At 68.4% G+C, this 14,719-nt stretch carries 15 protein-coding genes; 10 read left to right on the top strand and 5 right to left on the bottom strand.

The window, feature by feature from the left end:
• Positions 1 to 2: 2 nt before the first annotated feature.
• Entirely contained in the window at positions 3 to 473 is a 471-nt protein-coding gene (locus ACZYRS_RS30985) for a DUF6314 family protein (RefSeq protein ID WP_463422264.1), read from the bottom strand.
• Positions 474 to 737: 264 nt separating this feature from the next.
• On the opposite strand from ACZYRS_RS30985, the gene ACZYRS_RS30980 reads away from it, so the two are divergent.
• A complete protein-coding gene (locus tag ACZYRS_RS30980; protein WP_463422263.1) occupies positions 738 to 1,118 on the top strand; it encodes a helicase SNF2 in 381 nt (126 codons plus the stop codon).
• 117 nt (positions 1,119 to 1,235) lie between these two features.
• Positions 1,236 to 1,826, top strand: coding sequence for an isochorismatase family protein (locus ACZYRS_RS30975; RefSeq protein WP_463422262.1), 591 nt, complete (start codon positions 1,236 to 1,238; stop codon positions 1,824 to 1,826).
• A gap of 6 nt (positions 1,827 to 1,832) precedes the next feature.
• Here the strand turns inward: ACZYRS_RS30975 and ACZYRS_RS30970 are convergent, their stop codons facing one another.
• A complete protein-coding gene (locus ACZYRS_RS30970) occupies positions 1,833 to 2,840 on the bottom strand; it encodes a LapA family protein (RefSeq protein ID WP_463422261.1) in 1,008 nt (335 codons plus the stop codon).
• 308 nt (positions 2,841 to 3,148) lie between these two features.
• On the opposite strand from ACZYRS_RS30970, the gene ACZYRS_RS30965 reads away from it, so the two are divergent.
• From ACZYRS_RS30965 to mnmA, 5 genes are all read left to right on the top strand, one after another.
• On the top strand, positions 3,149 to 3,754 hold the full coding sequence (locus tag ACZYRS_RS30965) for a DUF6891 domain-containing protein (RefSeq protein WP_198787093.1): 606 nt from the start codon (positions 3,149 to 3,151) through the stop codon (positions 3,752 to 3,754).
• Positions 3,727 to 5,574: a VanW family protein gene (locus ACZYRS_RS30960; RefSeq protein ID WP_463422260.1), complete on the top strand. Its 1,848-nt coding sequence runs from the start codon at positions 3,727 to 3,729 to the stop codon at positions 5,572 to 5,574. Before ACZYRS_RS30965 ends, ACZYRS_RS30960 begins: the two co-directional genes overlap by 28 nt.
• Positions 5,571 to 7,244 carry an FxLYD domain-containing protein gene (locus ACZYRS_RS30955; protein WP_463422259.1) on the top strand — a complete coding sequence of 558 codons (1,674 nt, stop codon included), beginning with the start codon at positions 5,571 to 5,573 and terminating at the stop codon, positions 7,242 to 7,244. The genes ACZYRS_RS30960 and ACZYRS_RS30955 overlap by 4 nt, the downstream gene beginning before the upstream one ends.
• Positions 7,245 to 7,289: 45 nt before the next feature.
• Entirely contained in the window at positions 7,290 to 8,267 is a 978-nt protein-coding gene (locus tag ACZYRS_RS30950; protein ID WP_093437121.1) for an LLM class flavin-dependent oxidoreductase, read from the top strand.
• A 79-nt stretch (positions 8,268 to 8,346) separates the two neighbouring features.
• Positions 8,347 to 9,465, top strand: coding sequence for a tRNA 2-thiouridine(34) synthase MnmA (gene mnmA / locus ACZYRS_RS30945; protein ID WP_463422258.1), 1,119 nt, complete (start codon positions 8,347 to 8,349; stop codon positions 9,463 to 9,465).
• On the opposite strand, the gene ACZYRS_RS30940 is transcribed toward mnmA, so the two are convergent.
• The 3 genes from ACZYRS_RS30940 to ACZYRS_RS30930 form a co-directional block, all read right to left on the bottom strand.
• Positions 9,455 to 9,949, bottom strand: coding sequence for an NUDIX hydrolase (locus ACZYRS_RS30940; protein ID WP_463422257.1), 495 nt, complete (start codon positions 9,947 to 9,949; stop codon positions 9,455 to 9,457). The genes mnmA and ACZYRS_RS30940 overlap by 11 nt on opposite strands.
• A gap of 13 nt (positions 9,950 to 9,962) precedes the next feature.
• On the bottom strand, positions 9,963 to 10,403 hold the full coding sequence (locus ACZYRS_RS30935; RefSeq protein ID WP_198787098.1) for a DUF4019 domain-containing protein: 441 nt from the start codon (positions 10,401 to 10,403) through the stop codon (positions 9,963 to 9,965).
• An 82-nt stretch (positions 10,404 to 10,485) separates the two neighbouring features.
• The gene (locus tag ACZYRS_RS30930) at positions 10,486 to 11,196 is read right to left on the bottom strand and encodes a response regulator transcription factor (RefSeq protein WP_198787099.1); all 711 of its coding nucleotides are present in this window, start codon (positions 11,194 to 11,196) and stop codon (positions 10,486 to 10,488) included.
• 430 nt (positions 11,197 to 11,626) lie between these two features.
• On the opposite strand from ACZYRS_RS30930, the gene ACZYRS_RS30925 reads away from it, so the two are divergent.
• From ACZYRS_RS30925 to ACZYRS_RS30915, 3 genes are read left to right on the top strand one after another with little or no spacing between them, the layout of a single operon-like run.
• Positions 11,627 to 12,769, top strand: coding sequence for a Re/Si-specific NAD(P)(+) transhydrogenase subunit alpha (locus ACZYRS_RS30925; RefSeq protein ID WP_463422256.1), 1,143 nt, complete (start codon positions 11,627 to 11,629; stop codon positions 12,767 to 12,769).
• Between the two features lie 34 nt (positions 12,770 to 12,803).
• Positions 12,804 to 13,136: an NAD(P) transhydrogenase subunit alpha part 2 gene (locus ACZYRS_RS30920; RefSeq protein ID WP_198787101.1), complete on the top strand. Its 333-nt coding sequence runs from the start codon at positions 12,804 to 12,806 to the stop codon at positions 13,134 to 13,136.
• Complete coding sequence (locus ACZYRS_RS30915) at positions 13,133 to 14,632, top strand: NAD(P)(+) transhydrogenase (Re/Si-specific) subunit beta (protein WP_463422255.1); 1,500 nt, start codon at positions 13,133 to 13,135, stop codon at positions 14,630 to 14,632. The genes ACZYRS_RS30920 and ACZYRS_RS30915 overlap by 4 nt, the downstream gene beginning before the upstream one ends.
• The last annotated feature ends 87 nt before the right edge of the window (positions 14,633 to 14,719 follow it).

The raw sequence follows: 14,719 nt of genomic DNA, 5'->3' as shown, positions 1-14,719 counted from the left end.
GTTCAGGTGCCGCGCCGCTTGAACACGGTGCGCGAGAGGTAGTCCTTGCGCGGGCCCTTCACGAGGTGCTCGATGACGAAGGTGCCGTCGGCCAGGAAGCGGTAGACGCTGTCGTACTGGTCGGCCACGCAAAGGTGGCCGGCCGCGCCGACCAGCGCGTTGCCTTCGCGCACGATGGCGATGTCGTGGAAGAGGCGCAGCTGGGTCTCGGCGAAGAAGACCGAGAACCCGCTCGGGCTGCGCTCGTAGACGTATTCGCGGTGCCCGTCGAACGACTGGCCGTCGGGCAGGCGGATGCGTCCGTCTTCGCGGTACTTCAGCTGGCCGGTTTCCAGGCGCGTGAACCCGGCCGTGCCAGTCATCGTGGCCTTGCTCTCGATGGTGCGGTCCAGGTCCCAGGCGCCTTCGAGCCGGGCGAAGACCGTGTCCGGCGTGCCCCAGAAAGCGAGGGGCGGCAGGGGCGTCGTTTCCATGCGCGAACTGTAGGTCAAACGGAAGTTCGCTGACCTTTGGGCATTGATTGTTTCCGTTCTGTGAACGCCGCGGTTCGTTTTGCTACGGGTTTTTACCTAGATGGCGTCGCACAATACATCCACAGACCGGCCGAACAACACGAACAGCCGATCTGGGTGAACAGGGCCCCGAGCGAGGTGGCCGCCCCCCGGAGGGACGGTGACCCACCCAAGACCGGTTCGAATCATCCAAGCAAAAATTGAACTGAATTGAAGGAAATCCAAATGACCGCCTCGAAGATCCTCTCCGCCGTTGCTGTTGCCCTGATGGCTGTTGCCGGTGCCGCCCACGCTGAAAGCTATGACGGCGTGCACCAACTGACCTCGGCCGCCGCCCGCGCCGACGTCGCCAGCCAGGCCGTGGTTGCCGCGCACAGCGCCAACCCGTACGCCACCGGCGCCAACGCAGGCCCCGCACCGGTCTTCGTGTCGTCGGTCAGCCGCGGTGCTGTCCGCGCCGAAGCTGTCGCCGCTGCACACAGCGCCGACCCGTACGCCGAAGGCGCATCGGCCGGCGTGGCTCCGCTGGTCGCCAGCACCGTGGACCGCAACGCCGTCCGCGCCGCAGCCCGCGCTGCCGCTCGTGGCGACGCACTGCCGCTGTAATCCGCCGAGAGCGTCCCGCTCTTGCAAAAGCCGGCCCTGCGAAAGCGGGGCCGGCTTTTTCTTTGCCGCGCCATGTCCTCATGACACCGTCAGACTGCCTTCGTACCATCGCCTGATATGCAACCCCTCGCCTTCGACCCCCGCCAGACCGCCCTCATCTCCATCGACCTGCAGCGCAGCAACGTCGGCCGCCCGCTGGCGCCGCACGCCCCGGCGGACGTGGTCCAGCGCAGCACCCGCATCGCCGATGCGCTGCGCGCGGCCGGCGGCACCGTGGTGTGGGTGCGCGTCGATCTCGCCGGACTGCTGAGCCTGCCGTCGGACACGCCGCTGCGCCCGCCCGGCTCGCCCGTGCCGCCGCCCGAACTCTCCGAACTGGTGCCCGAAGTGCGGGTGCAGGAGAGCGACGTGCGGATCATCAAGCGCCAATGGGGCGCCTTCTACGGCACGGACCTGGACCTGCAACTGCGCCGCCGCGGCATCAGGACGCTGGTGATGAGCGGCATCGCGACCAATTTCGGCGTCGAATCGACGGCGCGCGCGGCGTTCGACCGCGGCTATGAACTGGTGTTCGTGGAAGACGCGATGACTTCGCTGGCCGCCGAGCCGCACGCCTTCACGGTCAAGGAACTGTTCCCGCGCATGGGGCGCGTGCGCTCGACGGACGAATTCCTCGCCGCCATTGCCACGGTTGCCGGCAAGAACTGAAACTGCTCAGCGCGCGGCCAGCAGCCGCAGGCCGGCGACGATGAAAGGCGCGCTGTCCGGCGCGGCCGTCTCGTGCAATTCGACCGTCCACTGCGAGCGCGCGTCGTCGGATGTGGGGCGCGCGCAAAGCTCGCACGCATAGAGCACCCGGCCGGCACGCGTCGTGTCGTCGCGCGCGGCCACCGCCTCGTCGCAGCATTCGTCCACCACGCGCCAGCGGCCATCGGCTTCGTGGCACACCGACCGCCGCATCAGCCGCACGGCGATGCGCTCCGGCGCCGCCGTGCGCTCGCCGTCCTGCGCCTCGGGCACGGTCGCGAGCAGGCGCACGTCGAGCGGCTCGCCGACGCGAAAGCCTTCGCCGCGCTCCAGCGAGAGGCCGCTCAACGCCACGCGCACGCGGCGCCGCTCGCGCCAGCCCGTGGCGACGAAGACCACCGTCAGCACCGAGAACATCGCGAACACCGGCAGGCCGACCGCCATCCAAAGCCACTGCCATCCGCCGGCCAGCGCCCAGGTCATCGCGTTGAAGCCGAAGACCGCGAACAAGACAAGCACCGCGAGCGCGATGAGCCACGCCGCCCAGTCGCCGATGGATTTGCGCACCCGCTCCGTGGCCTGCGGCGCTTCGGACGTCCATTCGGCGGGCAGCGTTTCGTCGACGGGCGGCAGGCCGGCCGTTCGCGGGTCGGGCCACGGCGACCAGAAATCGCCCGCCGCGTTTTCCAGCGCGATCCATTGGAGATCGGTCCAAGCCGGCAGGTAGGCCGTGGCGGTTTCCTCGCCTTCCACCCGCAGCGCGGTGCCCGTCGCGCCATCGGGCGTCGCCGCCTCGAAGCCGCGCGGGTACACGCCGGGCGCGCGGTGCATCCGCCGCTCGCGCACATCGACGATCAGCGTGTCGCCGCCGGCTTCCACCGCCTGGTAGCGGCCGTCGGGCGAGATGCACCCGTACCCCGGCGCGTGTCCGGACAGATGGGCGATCAGTGCAACGGACGGATGAAGGTGGGGCATCGGGGCACGGGGGAGGAGCCACCGAGCATAGCCATGCGGCCCGAGGCGCCGGCGGCACCACGCCGGTGCGGCGCTCGGCCGAAAGTACGCCTGGACAGGCTGCGCGACAGGCCCTGGCTGCGCCAAAAGGCGCATTGCCTTGCCGCAGCGCATCAATCATGATGGCGGCGCGGAAGGGACGACCGCCCGACTTCATGCTTTCGCATTACTGCGCCACGGGTGGTGCGGGCACGCGAAAATACGACGACGTTTCCGCCAGGAAAAATGAAAGCATGATCCGTCGCCCCCGATGCGACAACCCAACACGCATGGCTCTAACTCTCGACCCTGAAGATACGCGCGGACGCATTCACGATCTCGTGTGGTGCGGCTTCTATCCCGATGCCGATGTCGAGTGGATGGTCACCGACGAGTATCTGGACCCCGACGAACTCACGAGCGAAGACCGGGCCTGGGTCAAGGCCGAGGCGGCCGGCATCTGCGCTGCCAAGCGCGCGGCCGAGGCCGAGTGGCCGGCCGAGACGGAGTACGACCGGCTCGAAGCCGTATTCGCGCAACTGCGCAACGAAAAGATCATTGCGCTGCACCGCGCGGGCAACACGCTCTCCGACGGCCACGACGACGTGCGCGAACACTGGCGTGCGGCGGGGCGCCTGGCCTCGGGCATCCGGGGCTGCTGCTTCTATCACTCGCAGGACCTGGACACGGCCGTGCGCACCGGCCGGCTGCACCTGGCATTCAGCGGCGGCATGATCCCCGAGATCGAGCAGCGCGAGGCCAACACCGTGGTGGTGGGCCACCGCATCGTCGAGCTGCTGCGCGCCGCCGGCTTCGAGGCGCACTGGAGCGGCAACATCAACGAGCGCATCGAAGCCGAACTCGGCCAATGGCGCAAGCGAGGCCCCTCGGTGTGAGCGCGCCGGCCTGGCTGCCGCCGCGCCGCATCGATGCCATCGATTTCTGGCTGCGCTCCCGGCTGCTGGCCAGCGCCCATTCGCTGCGCGAGGCGCTGCGGCCCTCGGCGCGGCGATGGCAGGGCGGCACGCACGCATTGGCCGATGCGCCGGTGCTTGCGCAGTACCGCACCGCGCTCTGGTCCGACGGGCGCGCGGACGAATTCCCCCTCGTGGCCGGCAAGGTGCAGAACCTGCGCGTGGCGCGCCGCGCCTTCGATGCGATCGAGGTGCCCGCCGGCGAGGTGCTGAGCTTCTGGCGCCAGCTGGGCCGGCCGGGCGCGTTGCGCGGCTTCGTGCAGGGCCGCGAACTGCGCGGCGGTTGCGTCGTCCCGACGCTGGCCGGGGGCCTGTGCCAACTCTCGAACGCGCTCGCCACCGTGGCCGCCCGCGCCGGGCTGGAGCTGGTGGAGCGCCATGGGCACACGGCACGCATCGAACAGGCCGCCGACGCGGCGGGCGATGCGGTGGATGCCACGGTGTTCTGGAACTACGTCGATCTGAAAGTGCGCGCCAGGCATGCCTGGCGGCTTGAAGTCGAGCTGACTTCCGACGAGCTGGTATTGCGCATCCGCGCGCGCTCGCCGCTTGCGATGCCCGTGACGCCGATGGCACTGCGGCGGGCGAGCGAGGAGGGCGTGGGTGCTCCGATGCCGCTGGCGCGCGGATGTTTGAGCTGCGACCAGACCGCCTGCTTCCGGCATCGCGCACGCCCCGCCGTGGCGCAGCAGGGGCGCACGGCCATCCTGCTCGATGCGTGGACGCCCGAGTTCGCGCGCTATCTCGCCGAACACCACGCCGGCGCCGACCGCATGCAGCCCGCGCCGGTGCGGCTCGCGTTCTGGCGCGCCGGCCCGGCCACGGGCTGGCATCGGGAAGCCGTCGCAGATGTTCGATCGCCGTGGTGGGCCAGCCTGCGCCGTGCCGTGTGGCAGCGTCTCTGGGCGCGCCATGCGGGCAAGCGGCAGGGCAGCCTGATCGACGGCCAGCGCTGGCTGGCGCTCGCCTTCGCCGCGCGCCTGAAGCCCGAGCACACGCAGCTCGTGATCGACCAGGCGCTGCTGCCGCATCTGCAACAGATCGGCGCGCTCGATGGGCGCCGTGTCACTGTGCTGGCCAGCGCCTTGCCGATGGCGGAGATCGAACGCCGGCTCGATGCAGCCGCGCAGCGCTGGCCGGACGACGCGACGCTGCGCGACTTTCGCGCCGACCCGGCGCTCGTGCGCGCCGAGACCGCGGCGTTGGCGCGCGTTGCGATGGTGGTCACGCCGCATGAGGAGGTCGCAACCCATCTGGCGGCGATGGCGCCGCAGGCGAAAACGGTGCGACTCGATTGGGTGCTGCCTGCTGTTCGCGCCGCCGATGCCGCACGCCATGCGCCCCCGCTGATCGTCTTCGCCGCGAGCGCGCTCGCGCGAAAGGGCGCGCGCGAACTGGCGGCGGCATTGCAGGGCTGGCCCTGCCGCCTGCGCGTGCTCGGTTCGCCATCGGACGACGCGCAGCTCTGGCGCGGCATCGACAGCGTCGCGCACATGCACTGGCGGGGCGATGGGTTGAGCGGCGCCCGCGTGGTGGTGCTGCCCGCGCACATCGAGCACGCGCCGCGCGCGCTCCTGCGCGCCCTGGCGGCCGGCGTGCCGGTGGTGGCATCGGGCGCCTGCGGCCTCGCCGGATTGCCCGGCGTGCGCGAAGTTTCAGCGGGCGATGTGGAGGGTCTGCGCGCGGCATTGAGGAATGCCTGCAGCGCGGACGACAACAAGAACGACGAAAGCATTTCATGACCATCGATCTCCAGACGCTCAAGTGCGGCGAATGCGGCAGCAGCGCGCTCAAGCGCACGGGCCTGAACGAATACACCTGCGACCACTGCGGCTCCGTCACGCTGGTGGAAGACAACGTCTCCGACCGGCTCGAGCGCGTGCTCAACCAGGTCAAGAACGAAGCCGGCCGGCGGCTCGCGGCCGAGCAGGCGCTGCGGCAGAACTTTGTGCTGCGCAACATCGGCATCGCGATCATCGGCGTGCTCGGACTGGTGCTGGTGTGGCGCATCGTCGCCGCGCTCGTCGAGCCGCGCCGGCCGGACGACAGGCGGCCCGTGGTCGCCGCGGTGGTCGACCGCAGCATTCCCACCGACGGCCTGAAGCTGGGCGAGCCGCGGCAGGTGCTGGTGGGCAGCGGCAGTTCGGCGCAGCCCAAGCTGCTGGTGGTGGCGCGCAACGAGACCGGCAAACCGCTGTCGCGCGCGGGCATCCGCGCGACCTACTACGACGGCGACAGCAAGGTGGACGAGCGCACCGAGACGCTGCCGATCTACGTGCTGGAGCCCGGCGAGAGCGCGCCCGCGCTGATCGACATGCCGAACGGAAAGAACGTCACGCGCCAGGAGCTGCAGGTGCAGAAGCTCTCCGCGCCGTACAACGCGGTGCAGGGCCCGCGCCTCGCGTTCACGCGTGTGCGGCTGGTGCAGCAGGGCGAGCGCGTGCGGCTGGTGGGCCGCATCGACAACACGCGCAAGGACGCGGCCACGCTCGGCGGCATCGACGTGCTGGCCACGCTGTACGACGACGCGGGGCAGGTGATCGGCTTCGGCCACGGCTATGCGCAGGCGAGCGAGCTCAAGCCCGGCGCGCAGACCTCGGTGGACGTGAGCGTCGCGCGCTTCGGCCGCGCGACGGCGATCGCGGCCTGGGACTACCGCATCGGCTACAACACCGTCGACGCCGCGGGCGCGCGCACGCCGGTGCTCAACGCCGAACGGGTGGTGCGCACCGCGGCCGGGCCGGAGAGCTTCAACCCCGACCTGCGGCTGGGCACCGAGGACCTCCTGGCCGAGGACAGCGAGCGCTTCGATCCGAAGGACCTCGAACTGCTGCCGCTGGTCGATGGGCGCAACAACATCCAGCAGCGGCTCTTTCTCGGCGAACTGGTGAACCGCAGCACCGACGCGATCGTGCTCGCGCCGGGCGGCGTGATCTCGCGCTTCAGCGGGAGCAAGGCGCACGGCACGACGAACATCACGGGCCTCGCGTACCTGTACCCGGGCGAGCGTTTTCCGATCTTCCTGGAGTCGCAGGACGTGGAGCGCTTCACATCGACGCGCATCGAATGGAAGCCGATGCGCCGCGCCGCGCTGCCGGGGCCGCGCAAGCCGCTGGAGGTGAAGGTGACCGGCACCAAGGCCGAGCTGGGCAGCGTGCTGCTGAACTTCAGCCAGCGCTTCACCTACAAGAGCGTGGAGGTCACGGGCAGCGTGAAGAACCCGGGCAACGCGATCCTCGGCAAGGTGCGGCTGTGGGTGAGCCTGCGCGACCGCAACGGGCAGCTCACCGGCTTCAAGCTGGTGGACAACCTGCCGGCCATCGCGCCGGGCGAGAGCGTGCCGTTCCAGGTGAACGTGGAGCAGAACGGCCGCGACTTCGCGAGCGTGACGACGCTATACCAAACCGAATAGCCCCTGCCGTGGCGGCGGCGTACGGATCGCGCCATGATGGCGCCCATGATTCCGTTCTCGATCCTCGACCTCTCCCCCATCACCGAGGGCAGCGACGCCGCGCAGTCGTTCCGCAACTCGCTCTCGCTGGCGCAGCACGGCGAAAAGCTCGGCTACACGCGCTACTGGCTCGCCGAGCACCACGGCATGCCGGGCATCGCGAGCGCGGCGACCGCGGTGCTCCTGTCGTACATCGGGGCGGGCACCACGTCCATCCGCATCGGCGCCGGCGGCGTGATGCTGCCGAACCACTCGCCGCTGGTGATCGCCGAGCAGTTCGGCACGCTGGCGTCGCTCTACCCGGGGCGCATCGACCTGGGGCTCGGACGCGCGCCGGGCTCCGACCAGCGCACCGCGCGCGCCCTGCGCCGCAACCTCGAATCGGACGCCGACCAGTTCCCGCAGGACGTGGTCGAGCTGATGGATTTCATGTCCAAGACGCCGCAGCAGCCCGTGCGGGCCGTGCCCGGCGAGGGGCTGGAAGTGCCGGTGTGGATTCTCGGCTCCAGCACCTTCGGCGCGCAGCTGGCGGCGCACCTGGGCCTGCCCTATGCCTTTGCCTCGCACTTCGCGCCGCAGCAGATCATGCAGGCCATCCAGATCTACCGCGAGACCTTCAAGCCCTCGGCGCAGCTGAAGAAGCCGTACGTGATGCTGGGCTTCAACGTGTTCGCGGCCGACACCGACGAGGAGGCCGAGTTCCGCGCCACCTCGTGGCAGCAGGCCTTCGTCAACCTGCGCAGCGGCCGGCCCGGCCGCCTGCCGCCGCCGGTGGAGAACTACCGCCAGAAGGTGGGCCCGGCGGAGAACGCGCTGCTCGACTCGGTGCTCTCGTGCTCGGCGGTCGGCTCGGTCGAGACGGTGCGCCAGGGCGTGGAGGCCTTCGTCGCGCGCACCGGGGCCGACGAGCTGATGATCACCTCGCAGGTGTTCGACCACGCGGCGCGGCTGCGCTCCTACGAGCTGCTGGCCGGCATCCGCTAAGGCGCACCTCGGGGCATCCGGGGGCGCATTTCCCCCACGCCGCAAGCCGCTACCCCGGGGCTGGGACAATGGCGGGCTTATGGCAAAGCAACGGATCGTGGTCGGACTGAGCGGCGGAGTGGACTCCGCCGTCACCGCGCACCTGCTCAAGCAGCAGGGGCACGAGGTGGTCGGCATCTTCATGAAGAACTGGGAAGACGACGACGACAGCGAATACTGCTCGTCGAACATCGACTTCATCGACGCCGCCAGCGTGGCCGACGTGCTGGGCATCGAGATCGAGCACGTCAACTTCGCCGCCGACTACAAGGACCGCGTGTTCGCCGAGTTCCTGCGCGAATACAAGGCCGGCCGCACGCCCAACCCCGACGTGCTGTGCAACGCGGAGATCAAGTTCAAGGCCTTCCTGGACCACGCGATGCGCCTGGGCGCCGAGAAGATCGCCACGGGCCACTACGCGCGCGTGCGGTTGAACGAAGCCACCGGCCGGCACGAGCTGCTCAAGGGGCTCGACCCCGCCAAGGACCAGAGCTATTTCCTGCACCGCCTGAACCAGGCGCAGCTCTCGAAGACGCTGTTCCCGGTCGGCGAGCTGCACAAGACCGAGGTGCGCCGCATCGCCGAGGAAATCGGCCTGCCCAACGCGAAGAAGAAGGACTCGACCGGCATCTGCTTCATCGGCGAGCGGCCGTTCCGCGATTTTTTGAACCGCTACATCTCCAAGGAGCCGGGCCCGATCAAGGACGACCGCGGTCGCAAGCTCGGCGAGCACCAGGGGCTGAGCTTCTACACGCTGGGGCAGCGGCAGGGGCTGGGCATCGGCGGCGTCAAGGAGAAGGGCGCGCAGCGCGGATCGGGCGACCATTCGCCGTGGTTCGTGGCGCGCAAGGACGTGGAGAAGAACACGCTCTGGGTGGTGCAGGGACACGACCATCCGTGGCTGCTGTCGTCGGCATTGAATGCGGACGATGCGAGCTGGGTGTCCGGCGAGGCGCCCGCCGCGGGCAGCTACGGCTCGAAGGCGCGCTACCGGCAGGCGGATGCGGGGTGCGAACTGTCAGATGGCGCAGATGGCACCGATGGCGCGAGCGGCGCTTTCAGCCTGCGCTTCGGCGCGCCGCAATGGGCGGTCACGCCGGGGCAGTCGGCCGTGCTCTACGACGGCGAGCGCTGCCTGGGGGGCGGCGTCATCGTCTGACCGGCGGGGTCCGCACCGATTCGTCGATGTGGATCAACTCGAGCGGGTGGCGCTGGCCGGCCAGGTAGTCTTCGACGCACTGCAGCAGCAGCGGGCTGCGATGCCGCGCGACGCTCGCGCGGATTTCGTCGGGCGTCATCCACAGCGTGCGCACGATGCCTTCGTCGAGCGCGCGGCCTTCTTCCTTCGCGCCGAGCATGCCGGCAAAGGCGAAGCGCATGTAGGTCACGTCTTCTCCCTGCTCGGCCTTCGGACGCGAGCGCGCCATGTAGACGCCGACAAGCGCGGTCGGGGTGAAGTGGTGGGCGGTCTCTTCAAGTGTTTCGCGGACGCAGCCTTCGGCCGGCGATTCGCCGGGGTCGAGGTGGCCTGCGGGCGTGTTGAGCATGAGGCCGTCGCCCGCATGCTCCTCGACCAGCAGGAACCGGCCGTCCTGCTCGATCACCGCGGCGACGGTGACATTGGGCTTCCAGCGCGTGGCCATGGCTGGCTCCCGGCTATCGCAGCACGTAGCCGGCGAAGCGCCAGGTGCGGTCGCGGTCGAGGTGGAAGCTCACGAGCTCGCGCAGGGTGCCCTCGGGCTTGTTGGCGAAGCGGGTCTCGTATTCGACGCTGACGTACTGGCCGGCCGTGTCCGCATCGGCGTCGGCCACGACCTGGCGGTTGACCGCCACCCAGGTGCGCTGCTGAGGCGCCCCGAGCGACGCGCGGTTGCTGGCGACCTTGCCCGTGAAGTCGGCGCGGGTCACGCGCTTGCGGGTGGCCGGCGTGGCACCGTCCCAGAGTTCGCCGGCCTTGCCTTGGTCGATCATCTGGATCGCCTGCATGCCGCCGCGCACCATGTCGCTGGCCTCGACGATGTCCTGTGCGGCCGCCAGGCCGGTGAAGCTGCTCCAGAGCAGCGTGGCGGCGAGCAGCAGCCGGGTCGTGCGGTTCATCGTCTCATTCCTTTTTTGGGTGCCGGGGACGCCGTTGGAGACTGTAGCTCGGCGGAGATTCCCGGCCTGTCGGGTGGGCGCACTAGCGCGCGGATGCGGGCAAGGTGCTCGCCTCGATCGTTTCGAGCCGGTAGCCCAGCCCGTAGATGGCCAGCAGCAAAAAACCGTTCTTGGGTCGCAGGTCGAGCTTGGTCCGAAGGCGTGACACGTGGGTGTCGAGCGAGCGCGAGAGCGCCTCCACGCCCAGCCCCCACACCGCTTCGTGCAGGTGTTCGCGCGAGAGCAGGCGCCCGAGGTTCTGGAACAGGAAGAGCGCCAGTTCGTACTCGCGGTTCTTCAGCTCCACCGGCTTGCCCTTGACCTTCAGGATGCGCGCGGGCGGGTAGAAATGGTAGGGGCCGAAGATGAGTTCCGCCTCGTGCTTGGACGGATACGAGCGGCGCAGCAGCGCGTTGACGCGGGCCTCGAGTTCGCCGGCCCGGATGGGCTTGGCCATGAAGTCGTCGGCGCCGCTGTTGAGGCCCGCGACCATGTCGGCCTCGTCGCGCCGGTCGGTCACGAAGAGGATGGGCAGGCGGCTCTTGAGCGCGTGCCGGATGGTCTTCACCACGTCCAGGCCCTTCATGTCGGGCAGGCCCCAATCGAGTATCAGCAGGTCGAAAGTCTGCCGGCGCAAGGACTGCAGCAGCGTTTTTCCTTCGGTGTAGACGTGCGGCTCGTGCCCGAGCCGCTTCATGGTCTGTTTGATCAACTTGAGCTGTTCCGGCCCGTTGTCCAGTACGGCAATACGCATTCCATCCCCTTTTTCCTCCCTTCGCCAACCTCAGTGAGCGGGCGATTGATCAGAAGTGTATCTATCTGCGTCTGACGTAAAAAATGGAGATTCCAACTAATGCACGCATATTGCGTTTTTCAGGGGAATACCGGGGAGAGATAGCTACAGTTGAATACAAATGCTGTTATTCCGGCCACCATCGTTTACGTCCGAGCCCTGATCCGCGGGTTCTTGATCGGGATCAAGACGCCGATCCGGTCTTCGGGAGAGACTGCCCCCATCCGACCGGCAAATACCCGAAGTCGCTATAAATTAGATAGCTATATCAATAGCACGCATGGGGCTTGGCAGGCAAATTCGCTGCGACATTCCTGCGACACGGGCCGCTGTAATCTTGCTGTAAGCTCTGCCCGCATTCCGTGCTGCCCCTTCCCCTGAGGAGATCTCTATGCTGATAGGCGTGCCTGCCGAAACCGCGGCTGGCGAAACCCGAGTGGCCGTGACACCCGAAACGGTGAAGAAACTGGTCGCTTCCGGGCACATCGTTCGTGTTCAGTCGGGGGCCGGCGTCGCAGCCAGCGTCACCGATGCGGCTTACCAGACCGCGGGTGCGGAAATCACCGACCAGGCCGGCGCGCTGTCCGCCGACATGGTGCTCAAGGTGCGCACGCCCAGCGATGCCGAGGCTTCGCTGATGAAGCCGGGCGCCGTCGTCATCGGCATGCTCAACCCGTTCGATGCCGCGGGCCTGCAGCGCCTGGCGTCGGCCGGCGTGACCGGCTTCGCGCTCGAGGCGGCGCCGCGCACCACCCGCGCCCAGAGCATGGACGTGCTCTCCTCGCAAGCCAACATCGCCGGCTACAAGGCCGTGATGATCGCGGCCGACCGCTACCAGCGCTTCTTCCCGATGCTCATGACGGCCGCCGGCACCGTGAAGGCCGCGCGCGTCGTCATCCTGGGCGTCGGCGTGGCCGGCCTGCAGGCCATCGCCACGGCCAAGCGCCTGGGCGCCGTGATCGAAGCCTCCGACGTTCGCCCGAGCGTGAAGGAACAGATCGAATCGCTCGGCGGCAAGTTCATCGAGGTGTCGTACGACACCGATGAAGAAAAGGAAGCCGCCGTCGGCGTGGGCGGCTACGCCAAGCCGATGCCCCCGAGCTGGCTCGCGCGCCAGCAGGTCGAGGTGGCCAAGCGCGTGGCGCTGGCCGACATCGTCATCAGCACCGCGCTCATTCCCGGCCGCGCCGCGCCCACGCTCATCACCGAGGACATGGTCAAGTCCATGAAGCCCGGCTCGGTGATCGTGGACATCGCCGCTGGCAAGGGTGCCGTCAATCCCGATGGTGGCATCGGCGGCAACTGCCCGCTGTCGGAAGCCGACAAGACGGTGGTCAAGCACGGCGTGACCATCGTGGGCGAAACCAACCTCGCGGCGCTCGTGGCGGCCGACGCATCGGCGCTCTATGCGCGCAACGTGCTCGACTTCCTGAAGCTCATCGTCACGAAGGAAGGTGCGCTCAAGATCGACCTGGAAGACGACATCGTCGCCGCCTGCCGCATGACGCAGGACGGCCAGGTCACGAAGAAATAAGCGAACAGCGAACCCGCCGAGGAGAACAAGCGCCATGGATCCCGTTTCCCACACAGTCATCAACCTGATCATCTTCGTGCTGGCCATCTACGTGGGCTACCACGTGGTCTGGACCGTCACGCCCGCGCTGCACACGCCGCTGATGGCCGTGACCAACGCGATCTCGGCGATCGTGATCGTGGGCGCCATGCTGGCGGCCGCGCTCACCACCACGCCGCTGGGCAAGACCATGGGCGTGCTGGCCGTGGCCCTGGCCGCGGTGAACGTCTTCGGCGGCTTCCTGGTCACGCGGCGGATGCTGGAGATGTTCAAGAAGAAAGAGAAGAAAGCAGCCGCACCCAAGGCTGAAGAGGGAGCTTCCAAGTGAGCATGAACCTCGTCACGCTGCTGTACCTGGTTGCCAGCGTCTGCTTCATCCAGGCCCTGAAGGGCCTCTCGCATCCCACCACCTCGATCCGCGGCAACGTCTTCGGCATGACCGGCATGGCCATCGCCGTGCTCACGACCATCGCGCTGATCCACGGACAGGCGCGCTCGCTCAACGTCGACTTCGGCACCGGCATCGCCTACGTGCTCGCGGCCGTGGTGGTCGGCGGGGGTCTGGGGGCCTTCATGGCCAACAAGGTCGAGATGACCAAGATGCCCGAGCTGGTCGCCTTCATGCACAGCATGATCGGCCTGGCGGCGGTCTTCATCGGCGTGGCCGCGGTGGCCGAGCCCTGGGCCTTCGGCATCACCGCCGCGCCCGTGGCCGCGCTCATCGGCGCGCAGACGCCGGACGGCGCCGTCATCCTGGACGGCTTCGTGCGCTATGCCATTCCCGCGGGCAACCGGCTGGAGCTTTTCCTGGGCGCGGCCATCGGCGCTATCACCTTCAGCGGCTCGGTCATCGCCTTCGGCAAGCTCTCGGGCAAGTACAAGTTCCGCCTGTTCCAGGGCGCGCCGGTGCAGTTCAAGGGCCAGCACATGCTGAACCTCGTGCTGGGTCTCCTGACCGTCGCGCTGGGCCTGGTGTTCGTCTTCACCGAGAGCTGGCCCGCGTTCTTCGCGATGCTGGCGCTGGCGTTCGTCATGGGCGTGCTCATCATCATCCCGATCGGCGGGGCCGACATGCCGGTGGTGGTGTCGATGCTCAACAGCTACTCGGGCTGGGCGGCCGCGGGCATCGGCTTCAGCCTGAACAACGCGATGCTGATCGTGGCCGGTTCGCTGGTGGGCTCCTCGGGCGCGATCCTCTCGTACATCATGTGCAAGGCGATGAACCGCTCGTTCTTCAACGTGATCCTGGGCGGCTTCGGCGGCGAGGCGGCCACCACCGGCGGCGCAGCCAAGGAACAGCGCCCGGTGAAGACCGGCAGCGCCGACGACGCGGCCTTCGTGCTCGGCAATGCCGAGACCGTGGTGATCGTGCCGGGCTACGGCCTGGCGGTCGCGCGCGCGCAGCACGCCGTCAAGGAACTCGCGGCCAAGCTCACCGAGAAGGGCATCACCGTCAAGTATGCGATCCACCCGGTCGCAGGCCGCATGCCCGGCCACATGAACGTGCTGCTGGCCGAGGCCGAGGTGCCCTACGACCAGGTGTTCGAGATGGAAGACATCAACGGCGAGTTCGGCCAGGCCGACGTGGCGATCATCCTGGGCGCCAACGACGTGGTGAACCCGGCCGCGCACACCAAGGGCAGCCCGATCTACGGCATGCCCATTCTTGAAGCCTACAAGGCCAAGACGGTGATCGTGAACAAGCGCTCCATGGCCGCGGGCTATGCGGGCCTGGACAACGAACTCTTCTACATGGACAAGACCATGATGGTTTTTGGGGATGCGAAGAAAGTAGTGGAAGATATGGGCAAGGCCATCGAATAGGCCGACGATCCCGGGCCGCGCTGCAAGGCGCGGCCAGATCATCGCGGCGCCATTCGAGCGCCGTTTTCGTTTCAGTTACCCGCAAGT

This window comes from Variovorax sp. AC194 (assembly GCF_979257995.1).
Note: the sequence above shows the minus strand (reverse complement) of the source record. Positions and strands in the feature narration are given on the sequence as shown.

Bases quoted from the DNA above. Each gene is read 5' to 3' on its own strand.
- ACZYRS_RS30985 (WP_463422264.1), bottom strand. From the start codon at position 473: ATGGAAACGACGCCCCTGCCGCCCCTCGCTTTCTGGGGCACGCCGGAC.
- ACZYRS_RS30980 (WP_463422263.1), top strand. From the start codon at position 738: ATGACCGCCTCGAAGATCCTCTCCGCCGTTGCTGTTGCCCTGATGGCT.
- ACZYRS_RS30975 (WP_463422262.1), top strand. From the start codon at position 1,236: ATGCAACCCCTCGCCTTCGACCCCCGCCAGACCGCCCTCATCTCCATC.
- ACZYRS_RS30970 (WP_463422261.1), bottom strand. From the start codon at position 2,840: ATGCCCCACCTTCATCCGTCCGTTGCACTGATCGCCCATCTGTCCGGA.
- ACZYRS_RS30965 (WP_198787093.1), top strand. From the start codon at position 3,149: ATGGCTCTAACTCTCGACCCTGAAGATACGCGCGGACGCATTCACGAT.
- ACZYRS_RS30960 (WP_463422260.1), top strand. From the start codon at position 3,727: ATGGCGCAAGCGAGGCCCCTCGGTGTGAGCGCGCCGGCCTGGCTGCCG.
- ACZYRS_RS30955 (WP_463422259.1), top strand. From the start codon at position 5,571: ATGACCATCGATCTCCAGACGCTCAAGTGCGGCGAATGCGGCAGCAGC.
- ACZYRS_RS30950 (WP_093437121.1), top strand. From the start codon at position 7,290: ATGATTCCGTTCTCGATCCTCGACCTCTCCCCCATCACCGAGGGCAGC.
- mnmA (WP_463422258.1), top strand. From the start codon at position 8,347: ATGGCAAAGCAACGGATCGTGGTCGGACTGAGCGGCGGAGTGGACTCC.
- ACZYRS_RS30940 (WP_463422257.1), bottom strand. From the start codon at position 9,949: ATGGCCACGCGCTGGAAGCCCAATGTCACCGTCGCCGCGGTGATCGAG.
- ACZYRS_RS30935 (WP_198787098.1), bottom strand. From the start codon at position 10,403: ATGAACCGCACGACCCGGCTGCTGCTCGCCGCCACGCTGCTCTGGAGC.
- ACZYRS_RS30930 (WP_198787099.1), bottom strand. From the start codon at position 11,196: ATGCGTATTGCCGTACTGGACAACGGGCCGGAACAGCTCAAGTTGATC.
- ACZYRS_RS30925 (WP_463422256.1), top strand. From the start codon at position 11,627: ATGCTGATAGGCGTGCCTGCCGAAACCGCGGCTGGCGAAACCCGAGTG.
- ACZYRS_RS30920 (WP_198787101.1), top strand. From the start codon at position 12,804: ATGGATCCCGTTTCCCACACAGTCATCAACCTGATCATCTTCGTGCTG.